This is a genomic window from Coprococcus sp. AF99-45 (assembly GCF_027663865.1).
Lineage (GTDB): Bacteria > Bacillota > Clostridia > Lachnospirales > Lachnospiraceae > Allocoprococcus > Allocoprococcus comes.
Genome location: NZ_JAQDGZ010000039.1, coordinates 1 through 7,061, shown reverse-complemented (window position 1 = coordinate 7,061; position 7,061 = coordinate 1). Strand labels below are relative to the sequence as shown.

4 protein-coding genes are annotated in these 7,061 nt (G+C 37.7%); all 4 read left to right on the top strand.

The genetic code is table 11. The features are described 5' to 3' along the window. Nucleotides 1-76 precede the first annotated feature (76 nt). Genes PGR14_RS15585 through PGR14_RS15570 form a run of 4 tightly spaced genes read left to right on the top strand, consistent with a single transcriptional unit; the run spans nucleotide 77 to nucleotide 6,567 of the window. A complete protein-coding gene (locus tag PGR14_RS15585; RefSeq protein ID WP_055297733.1) occupies nucleotides 77-2,989 on the top strand; it encodes a type I restriction endonuclease subunit R in 2,913 nt (970 codons plus the stop codon). 2 nt (nucleotides 2,990-2,991) lie between these two features. Next, nucleotides 2,992-4,569 (top strand): type I restriction-modification system subunit M, encoded by a 1,578-nt coding sequence (locus tag PGR14_RS15580; protein WP_055297732.1) that lies wholly within the window; start codon nucleotides 2,992-2,994, stop codon nucleotides 4,567-4,569. Nucleotides 4,570-4,588: 19 nt separating this feature from the next. Continuing rightward, nucleotides 4,589-5,386, top strand: a complete 798-nt coding sequence (locus PGR14_RS15575) for a DUF4145 domain-containing protein (protein WP_055248798.1) — start codon at nucleotides 4,589-4,591, stop codon at nucleotides 5,384-5,386. A gap of 5 nt (nucleotides 5,387-5,391) precedes the next feature. Then, nucleotides 5,392-6,567: a restriction endonuclease subunit S gene (locus tag PGR14_RS15570; protein WP_055248796.1), complete on the top strand. Its 1,176-nt coding sequence runs from the start codon at nucleotides 5,392-5,394 to the stop codon at nucleotides 6,565-6,567. Nucleotides 6,568-7,061 lie beyond the last annotated feature (494 nt).

The following is a 7,061-nucleotide window of genomic DNA, read 5'->3' as shown; positions in this document are numbered from 1 at the left end:
GTCGCAAGTTAATATATGATACAATGTTTTTAAAATGTTTTATTTTTGTAATAGGAGAAACAAACAGGAGGGGATCATGGCGCATATTTCGGAATATGAAGTTGAGGATATTTTCATAGGCCGTTTGGAGAGTATCGGATACAAATTTATAAAATTAGATAATTATGATGATGTACTTGCCAATTTCCGTGAACAGCTTGCAAAGTTCAATGCAAAGAAATTGACAGAAAAAGGACATGATGCATCATTTTCAGATGCTGAATTCAACCGCATTATGATTCATGTAGATAATCATTCTGTGTATGAATCAGCAAAGATTCTTCGCGATAAATATGTATTACAGTTAGATAATGGAGAATCAGTGTATATTGATTTCTTTTCAAGTGATACAGATAGAAATATCTATCAGGTAACACATCAGGTCACAATGGACAAGGCACATAAAGACGATGTAGTGTATAAGAATCGTTATGATGTGACTGTCCTTGTGAACGGTTTACCGCTTGTACAGATTGAACTGAAACGCCCCGGCGTGGAAATTAACGAAGCAATCAACCAGATTAACAGATACAGAAAGTTTTCTTTCAAGGGTATATTCAGATATTTGCAGCTGTTTGTAGTCAGCAATTCTGTACAGACAAAGTATTTCTGTAATGAGAATGAGATGATGGATGGTCAGTACAATCCAATCCTGAAATCTCTTGTATTCTTCTGGACAGACGAAAAGAATACACGTATCAATGACCTGAACACATTCACGGGTGAATTTTTCCGTAAATCAGCTATTACAGAGATAATGGATAAATACATGGTCATTAAGACCACAGAGCCTGTATTGATGGTCATGAGACCATATCAGATTTACGCTGTAAAGGCTGCAAAGAAGCGTGTACTGGAGGTAAATCAGGATGGTTATGTGTTTGCCTGCACAGGTTCAGGAAAGACGCTGACATCGTTCAAGCTGGCACAGCTTTTGCGCGATGAATCAATGGTAGATTTGGTCGTATTCCTGATTGACAGAAAAGATCTTGATGACCAGACCGTTGATGAATATAACAGTTTTGAAAAAGACTGTGTAGATAATACGGACAGCACTGCTGTACTTATCAGCATGCTGAGATCATCTGAGAAAAAGATGATTGTCACAACGATTCAGAAGATGGCAAATGCTGTAAAAAATCCGAAATATGCAGCTGTAATGGATGCATACAAGGATAAGAAGGTTGTATTTATCATTGATGAGTGTCATCGTTCCCAGTTTGGAAAGATGCATGGTCAGATTGAAAAGCATTTTGAAAGAGCAAATTACATCGGATTCACGGGAACGCCGATTTTTGAGAAAAACAAGGGTGCGGATGGTCGTACCACAGCTGATATTTTTCATGCAGGAGATAAGCTGGATTCATGCTTGCATAAATACATGATTAAGGATGCGATTGCAGACGGTAACGTGCTTAGATTCTCAGTAGAGTATCAGCGTACCATCTTTGCAAGGAATCTTGCTGTAAAAGGTATTGACCCGGAACAGCTGGATGACCCAGAATACTGCAAGCGTCATAAAATTGACATGGAACCGCTGTACCATGATGATGAGCGTATTGCTGGCATTGCAAAGCATATCTTTAAGCATCATGAACAGCATGTACATCCACAGGGCAAGGATATTTATACAGCACTGTTCGCAGTGGATAAGATTCAGACCCTTGGAAAGTATTATGACGAGTTCAAGAAGCTGAACGATGCGGCATCAGAAGATAAGAAACTGAAAGTGGCTGCAATCTTTTCCTATCAGGCGAATGAAGATATGGATGATGGTGCAGATGAACATTCACAGGAACTTCTTGACCGCTGTATGCAGGATTACAATGCTTTGTACAATACAGCATTTACGATTGATACATTTGATGCATACAGAAAAGATATTGCGAAAAGAATGAAACAGAAGGATATACCACAGGTTGATATTCTTTTGGTAGTCAATATGTTCCTTACAGGATTTGATGCGAAGCCATGTAATACATTGTATCTTGATAAGAATCTTGTATGGCATACACTTGTACAGGCATATAGTCGTACAAACCGTGTAGATAAGGTGACAAAGCAGTTTGGACAGATTGTATCATACAGAAATATCAAGCAGTGGCAGGATGACGCACTGACATTATTCTCCGGGGACGGAGACCCGAATGAATATCTGCTTGAAAATTATGAGTATTATCTGAATCAGTGGGTAAATCAGGAACCTGTACTGAGAAAGATTACAGCGGATGTGGATGCAGCTGGTCAGCTCACGTCGGAAGATGAAATCCGTATGTTTATTATTGCGTTCCGCTCAATGGCAAGAACACTTGCTACTTTGAAGACATTTTCGAAGTTTGACTGGGATGACCTTGCTGTTGTGATGGATGAGAATGAATACGAAGGATTCAAGAGCTGGTATCTGTATTATAAAGACCAGACACATGATCCGAAACCAAAAGTACCTGTACCGGTAGATGTGGATTTTGATATTGAGCTTGTCCGTACTGACCGTATCAATGTCGTATATATTTTGAATCTGTTGAAAAATGCGAATACTCATAATAAAACGGAGGAAGAAAAGCAGCAGGATGTGGATTTAATCCTCCGCGAGCTTGAACGTTCTGATAATGAATCTTTGCGACTGAAGAAAGAGATCATGAGACAGTTCATTCTGACTAAATTTTATGATCTGCCGGAAGATGCAGATGTAATGGAGGCATTTACGCAGTTTTCCAAAGAGCAGATGACGGCTGACATGGAAGAATTTGCGTTTGATAACAAGATTGATTACATGATTGTATCAGAGCTGTTTACGGAATATGTATTCCACGGTACGATTTCAGATGATGATATTCGTAAGAGATTGACAGTATACAAGCTGGGTCTTCTGAAAATGACGAAGCTGACAAAATCAGTGAAGACATTTGTAACAGAGACCTATAACAAATACAAAGCAGAGGGAGAATAATTATGGCAGATACAAATACATATCAGGCACAGGCAAATGAGCTTTCTCAAAAGCTCTGGGCGATTGCCAATGAATTACGAGGACAGATGGATGCCAGTGAGTTCAAGAATTATATTCTTGGAGTAATTTTCTATCGTTATCTGTCAGAACGTACAGAAATGTACATGGCAGAAATCCTTGAAAATGACGGTGTAACATACGAAGAAGCATTTTCGGATGATGATTACAGACCGGTTGTAGAAGACTGGTCTTTATCCAAATTGGGATATGTCATCAAGCCGGAAAACCTGTTCCGTAACCTGATTCGTAAGATTACAAAATTTGAGAATGATGCGGATAAGTTCAGCGTAGAAGATTTTGAAAAAGCAATCAATGACCTTGTAGGTTCTACAATGGGTCATGAATCCAACAAAGCATTTGATGGATTGTTCAATGATATGCGCCTGCAGGATGCACGTCTTGGAGAGACAGTGGCAGACCGTACAGATATGATTGGTCGTGTCATGGTCAAGGTCTCAGACATTGATTTTGACTTACAGGATTCTCAGTTTGATGTACTGGGTACAGCATATATGATTCTGATTGGTCTGTTTGCTTCAGATGCCGGAAAGAAAGGTGGAGAGTTCTTCACGCCTGCCGGACCGAGTAGACTTTGTGCTACACTGGCATCCCTTGGACTGGATGAAGCAAAGACCGTTGGTGACTGTACCTGTGGTTCTGCATCCATGCTGTTAGAAGTTCAGAAGCATTTGACCACACATAAAGTTGGTCATTTCTACGGACAGGAGCTGAACGCTACAACATACAACTTGTCAAGAATGAATATGATTATGCATGGTGTAGACTGGCAGAATTTTGACATCTACAAAGGTGATACGCTGAAAGATGATAAATACGGTGATGATTTGAAGTTGACTGTACAGGTCTGCAATCCACCGTATAGCTTGAAGTGGTCAGCTGATAAGAAATTTGAGGATGACCCACGATACAGCGGAGCTGGAAAGCTTGCACCGAAGGGACAGGCTGACCTTGCCTTTGTAGAACATATGATTTACCACATGGATGATTCTGACGGTCGTGTAGCTGTATTGCTGCCGCACGGTGTATTGTTCCGTGGTGGTGCAGAAGAAGCAATCAGAAAATATATCATCAAAGACCTGAACCGTCTGGATGCTGTTATCGGATTGCCTGCAAATCTGTTCCACGGAACAGGAATCCCGGTGTGCGTACTGGTGCTGAAAAGCAAGAGAAACGGCAATTCAGGAAATATTCTGTTCGTTGATGCATCGAAAGAGTTCAAGGCTGGAAAGAATCAGAATGTCTTGGAACAGGAGCATATTGATAAGATTGTAGATGCGTATGCAAAACGTGTAGACGTAGATAAGTTTGCTCATGTAGCAGATATGAGTGAGATTATCGAGAACGGCTATAATCTGAATATTCCGAGATATGTTGATACATTCGAGGAAGAAGAACCTGTAGATTTGGATGCTGTAAAAGCTCAGATTAAGACATTGGATTCTGAAACAAAAGCTGCGATTGATAAGGCTGAAAGTTTTATGAGACAGCTTGGACTGTAAAGGCAGGTGAATTTTAATTATGAAATTTAAGAAAACAGAATATCCAACTACGATTGCTGCATCGGCTGCAATGTCATTTCTGTCAATGGCAAACAATCCTTATCCGTATGAATATATGGTAGGAAATGCACAATTACCTTCAAAGGAATTGCTTATATTATTACCAGATACATGTCCTTGTTGTGGTAAAGTATTATCCACTGAAATTTTACCGATTAGGGCAGTTAATAATATTACGGATAATGAACAAAAAGAATGTACGGTTATATCTATTTACAGATGTACATCTTGCAATGAATTATTCACTGTGACGAATACAGTTAAGACGGAATTAGCGTTTAATGATGAAAATTTTGATACAGATGACGCAATAAGTGAATTTGTTGGCATTTATCCATTTGAAATGGAAAGTGTAGATTTCGATGAAGATATTAGTGATTTGTCACCGTCTTTTGTTGAGGTGTATAAGCAAGCAGAACGTGCAGAACATGATGGGTTGAATTTAATTTGCGGAATGGCTTATCGCAGGGCACTGGAATTTTTAGTTAGAGATTATTGTGTTGATAAATTCCCTGAGAAAGTCAGTGAAATAGATACAAAATCTTTGTCTGAGAAAATCAGAAATTATATTACAGATGATTCAGATATTAAAACTTTAGCAGAAAAAGCAACATGGCTTGGTAATGACCAGACGCATGTAATCAATAAGCATCCTGATAGAGATGTTAGCGACATTAAGCAATTTATTCAGATGATTGTTGCGAAGATTAAAATAAAAATGGTTGTTGCAGATGCTGAAACTATAAAAAAGGGGTGATGTAATTGAATGAACCTAAATTGAGATTCAAAGCTGATGATGGAAGTCAGTTTCCAGATTGGGAAGAACATAAGATAAAAGAATTTGTGACTGAAAGCAATATTCTCGGTCATACTGGAAAAGAAGCAAAAAAATTGACAGTAAAACTTTGGGCTAAAGGTGTTGTTCCAAAAGAAAATGTTTTTTCTGGTAGTGAAAATACTCAGTATTATATTCGTCATTCAGGACAATTGATGTATGGAAAGTTAGATTTTTTAAATTGTGCATTTGGAATTGTACCGCCTGAATTGGATGGATATGAATCAACATTGGATGCTCCAGCATTTGATATGCATGATATTTCAGATAAATTTTTGTTGTGTTATGTTACTAGAAAAATATTTTATAAAAAGAATGGTGATATTGCTAATGGAAGTAGAAAAGCCAAAAGAATACATCCTGATGTTTTTGGCGAAATGTCTATTATGGTACCATCACTTCCAGAACAACAGAAAATTGCAGACTTCTTATCAACAATTGATACAGTGATTGAGAAGCAAAAGGAAACTGCATCTGCATGGGAAGAACGTAAAAAAGGTGTGATGCAGAAGCTGTTCAGTCAGAAAGTAAGATTCAAAGCGGATGATGGAAGTCAGTTTCCGGAATGGAAAGAAAAGAAACTGGATGAAGTGTTTGAATTTTATAATGGAAAAGCTCATGAAAATGTAATTTCAGAAAATGGAAAATACGTGGTAGTAAATTCTAAATTTATTTCCACAGATGGAACTGTCAGAAAATACACAAACGAAATGATTTTTCCTTTGATTAAGAAAGATATAGTTATGGTTATGAGCGATGTTCCTAATGGTAAAGCTATTTCAAAATGTTTTTTGATTAATGAAAATAATAAATACACATTGAATCAAAGAATATGTTGTTTGCGAACAAAAGAAAATACTGTATTCTATATTAATCAGATTAGTCGTAATAAATATTTTTTAAAATTTGATGATGGTGTTAAACAAACTAATTTGCGAAAAAATGACATATTACAGTGCCCATTATTATGTCCTTGTCTTGCAGAACAGCAAAAAATTGCTGATTGTCTTGCATCATTTGATGAAGTCATTGAGAAGCAAAAAGCAACGTTAGCTGTGTGGGAAGAACTGAAAAAAGGCTTGTTACAGCAGATGTTTGTATAAGAGTAATTAAATATAGGATTTACATGTGTTTGGAAAGACTGGCTATAGTAGCTGGTCTTTTTTGTACTATTTTTGGAACCAGGTTCCATTTTGTCACAAAGATTACAGATTTTTTGCCATTTTCGAGCAATAGATCCCATGTGAACTTCCACAAGCTCATGGAATTTCCATGGTGAAACTCTTTGGCGTACAGAATAGATAAGAAAACGAAGATGATTTATTTGGAAAATTCGCCCTAGAAAATTCAACAGTTACTGGGTATGGTAAGATAAGTACATCACAGGGAACGGATACATAAGGTTTTCCTCCTATGTTGAAGTTATTCGGACAGATGCTCCCTGTGATCCTTTCCTTATTTGAAGCCGCAGGAATATTATCGTTCCTTCTTTTTATATGATTTCAGGCGGAGTTACATCCGCCACGGTAATACCAGCTTCGGCTGTTATTATATAGAAAACCTTTCAGGCGAAGGGGGCTGTGAAAAAAGAATAGTC